Source organism: Mesorhizobium sp. M7A.F.Ca.CA.001.08.2.1 (assembly GCF_003998455.1).
Taxonomy (GTDB): domain Bacteria; phylum Pseudomonadota; class Alphaproteobacteria; order Rhizobiales; family Rhizobiaceae; genus Mesorhizobium; species Mesorhizobium ciceri.
In genome coordinates this window covers 1-3649 of record NZ_RZPW01000647.1, presented here as the reverse complement: position 1 = coordinate 3649, position 3649 = coordinate 1, and the positions used below count along the sequence as shown (strand labels likewise).

Annotated in this window: 4 protein-coding genes; 1 reads left to right on the top strand and 3 read right to left on the bottom strand. The window is 63.0% G+C overall.

Features of this window, described 5'->3' with window-relative positions; translation table 11 throughout:
- On the top strand, positions 1-2051 hold a 2051-nt coding region (gene recG / locus EN914_RS28230; protein WP_127389406.1), incomplete at its 5' end, for an ATP-dependent DNA helicase RecG.
- On the opposite strand, the gene EN914_RS28225 is transcribed toward recG, so the two are convergent.
- The 3 genes from EN914_RS28225 to EN914_RS28215 all read right to left on the bottom strand — a co-directional run.
- The gene (locus tag EN914_RS28225) at positions 2003-2758 is read right to left on the bottom strand and encodes a DUF502 domain-containing protein (protein ID WP_024503567.1); all 756 of its coding nucleotides are present in this window, start codon (positions 2756-2758) and stop codon (positions 2003-2005) included. The two genes, recG and EN914_RS28225, sit on opposite strands and share 49 nt — an antisense overlap.
- Positions 2759-2838: 80 nt before the next feature.
- The gene (locus tag EN914_RS28220; RefSeq protein ID WP_024503568.1) at positions 2839-3141 is read right to left on the bottom strand and encodes a HigA family addiction module antitoxin; all 303 of its coding nucleotides are present in this window, start codon (positions 3139-3141) and stop codon (positions 2839-2841) included.
- Positions 3142-3172: 31 nt separating this feature from the next.
- Positions 3173-3649, bottom strand: a 477-nt coding sequence (locus EN914_RS28215) for an SIS domain-containing protein (protein ID WP_127389405.1), incomplete at its 5' end; no start/stop codon positions are given.

Genomic DNA, 3649 nt, shown 5'->3' with positions numbered 1-3649 from the left:
GACCGAAAGTCGGCGCGCTGATCGAGAAGGTTGTTCCGGCCGATCTCGGCGACCGCGCGGCGCGTGCCGGCGATCTTCTGTTCGTGCTGCCGCACACCGTCATCGACCGGCGCAGTCGGCCTGGTATCGCGGGATCCGCGGAAGGCCAGATCGTCACGCTCGATGTGCGCATCGACCGCCACCAGCCGCCACCGCGTGGCAACAGGTCGGTGCCCTACCGGGTCTTCGCCCATGACGATACCGGAGAGATCGCGCTGACCTTCTTCCATGCTCACGCCTCCTATCTCGAAAAGGCGATGCCCGAGGGCGAGCATGTCGTGGTCTCGGGCCGCATGGAATGGTTCAACGGCCGCCCGAGCATGGTCCACCCCGACCATATTGCGCTGGCCAGCGAAGCGGAAAACCTGCCGCTGGTCGAACCGGTCTATCCTCTGACAGCCGGGCTCTCGGGCAAGGTGCTGCGCCGGGCGATCGGCCAGGCGCTGACGCGCGTGCCTGAATTTCCCGAATGGCAGGACGGCGCCTTCATGCGGCGGCACACCTTTGCGGCCTTTGGCGATGCGCTTGCCCGCATCCACAATCCGGCCGACCCGATTGACGTCTCCATCGATGGTGCCGCCTGGCGGCGGCTCGCCTATGACGAGTTGCTGGCGGGCCAGGTCTCGCTGGCGCTGGTGCGAGCGAAAGTCCGCAGGCTGTCCGGGCGACCCCTGGTCGGCGACGGCCGCATCGTCGAAAAACTGCGGGCCGCACTGTCCTATTCGCTGACATCAAGCCAGGAGTTTGCGCTGGCCGAAATCAATGCCGACCTCGCCGACCCAGAGCGCATGCTGCGGCTTCTGCAGGGCGATGTCGGTTCCGGCAAGACTGTCGTCGCGCTGCTGGCCATGGCGCGTGCCGTCGAGGCCGGCGGCCAGGCAGCCTTGATGGCACCGACCGAAATCCTGGCGCGCCAGCATCTTGCGACCATCACGCCGCTTGCCGCCAAGGTAGGGCTTCGCATCGCCATCCTCACCGGTCGCGAGAAGGGCCGCGAACGCGCGGATACGCTGGTCGGCCTGGCAACCGGCGAGATCGACATCGTCGTCGGCACCCACGCGCTGTTCCAGGAGACCGTCACCTTCAAAGACCTCGTCTTCGCCGTCATCGACGAGCAGCATCGTTTCGGCGTCCATCAGCGGCTTGCCATCACCGCCAAGGGCGACGCGCCAGACATGTTGGTGATGACGGCCACTCCTATCCCGCGCACCCTGGTGCTGACCGCTTTCGGTGACATGGACGTGTCGAAACTGACGGAAAAACCGGCCGGCCGCCAGCCGATCCGTACCGTTACGCTGCCGCTCGAGCGGCTCGACGAACTGGTCGCCCGCATGGTGGACGCCGTCGCCGGCGGCCAGAAGATCTACTGGATCTGTCCGCTGGTCGAGGAATCCGAAGAGATCAAACTGATGTCGGCCGAAGACCGCTTCGCCTCGCTGAAACCATTGTTCGGCGATCGCATCGGTCTCGTTCACGGCCGCATGAAGGGTGCCGAGAAGGACGAGGCGATGCGCGCCTTCAAGCAGGGCGAGACACGCATCCTGATCGCCACCACCGTCATCGAGGTCGGCGTCGATGTGCCGGACGCCACCGTCATGGTCATCGAGCATGCAGAGCGCTTCGGCCTGGCCCAGTTGCACCAGCTGCGCGGCCGGGTCGGACGCGGTGACAAGCCCTCCTCATGCGTGCTGCTCTACAAGGACCCGCTCGGCGAGACCGCAAAACGCCGGCTGTCGGTGATGCGCGAGACCGAGGATGGGTTCCTGATCGCCGAGGAGGACCTGAAGCTGCGCGGCGAAGGCGAATTGCTGGGCACCCGCCAGTCGGGCACGCCGGGCTTCCAGGTGGCTCGCATCGAGGCGCATGCCGACCTTCTGGAGGCCGCCCGCGACGATGCCAGGCTGATCCTGTCACGCGATCCGGAGCTGCAATCGCAGCGTGGTGAGGCGTTGCGCCTGCTGCTTTACTTGTTCGGTCGCGACGAAGCCGTGCGGCTTCTGCGCGCCGGCTGAGCCAGGGCGGCAACCGAAGGGTTGGCGAGCATCCCTTCGATCGGCTCGCCATTCACGACAACCATTTGCTTTACTTCGGGCGCCACCAGACCGGCGGAGACGATCAGCTTGGCGCCATCCTCGATCGTCATGTCGAGCGGCACGATGTCCGACTTCGGCACATACATCAGGAAGCCCGTGGTCGGGTTTGGCGTGCACGGCATGAATACGGCGATCAGCGGATCGCCTTCCTGGTCGAGCTTCTGGTTGATCTCGGTTTCCTTTTCACTGGCGACGAACACCAGCGACCACACGCCCTTGCGCGGATATTCGACCAGCCCGACCTGGCGGAACATGTCGCCCTTGTTCGACAGCACGGTCTCGAAAATCTGTTTCAGCGAGCCGTAGATGCCTCGCACCAGCGGCATGCGGCCAAGCAGGCGCTCGCCGAAATTGACGATGGCGCGGCCGACGATGTTTGCCGTCAGGAAACCGATCAGCGTGATCAGGATAAGCGCCACGATCAGTCCGAACCCCGGCACCGGAAACGACAGGTAGGTGTCAGGGCTGTAGCGGGCCGGAATATAAGGCTTCACCCAGGAATCGACCCAGCCGATGAACGACCAGGCAATGTAGGCGGTGATCGCCAAGGGCGCGCAGACGATGAAGCCCGTGAGGAAATAGTTCCTCAGCCGGGTCATGCCGGAGGTCTTGGGAGCGTCGGACATGGTTCACCGGAGCGCGGGTTGCAGCGCAACATTAGTGAACCGGACGAAGCTTTGGAACTGCGAAGTTTTTAAAGAGCCGATTATGCCGCTACTTCCAACGGCTCAATCTTCTCGAGCTCCGGCGCCAGCTTTCTGGCTTCGGTTTCAAGCTCATAGGCCTGTTGAAAATTCATCCAGAATTCGGGCGTGGTGTTGAAAAATCTGGCGAGGCGAAGAGCGGTATCGGGAGTCAGGCCGATCTCTTCCTTGGCAATGCGTTCGATACGGGTGCGCGGAAGGTTGAGCTTTTTCGCCAGCGCGCCTACACTCATGCCGAGCGGGACGAGATATTCTTCACGCAGGAATTCTCCAGGATGAACTGGACGTGCGAACTTCGATGCCATTCGGCTCAACCTCCGGTCTGGAAGGCAAAACCTATTCCACCGTCACCGATTTCGCCAGATTGCGTGGCTGGTCGACGTCGGTGCCCATGAACACGGCGGTGAAATAGGCCAGCATCTGTATCGGCAGCGCATAGATGATCGGCGAGATGATTTCGGGCACATCCGGCAGCACGATTGTTTCCATCGTCTTCACGCTCACCTGCGCCGCGCCCTTGCTGTCGGTGATCAGGATGATCTTGCCGCCGCGCGCCGCCACTTCCTGCATGTTGGAAACGGTTTTCTCGAAGATCCGGTCATGCGGCGCGATGACGATGACCGGCATATTCTCGTCGATCAGCGCGATCGGCCCATGCTTCAGTTCGCCGTCTGCATAGCCTTCGGCGTGGATGTAGGAGATTTCCTTGAGTTTCAACGCGCCTTCCATGGCCAGCGGGAAGTTGGTGTCGCGGCCGAGATAGAGCACGTCCTTGTAGCGCGAGAGTTCGCGCGCGATCCGCTCGATCTGCTC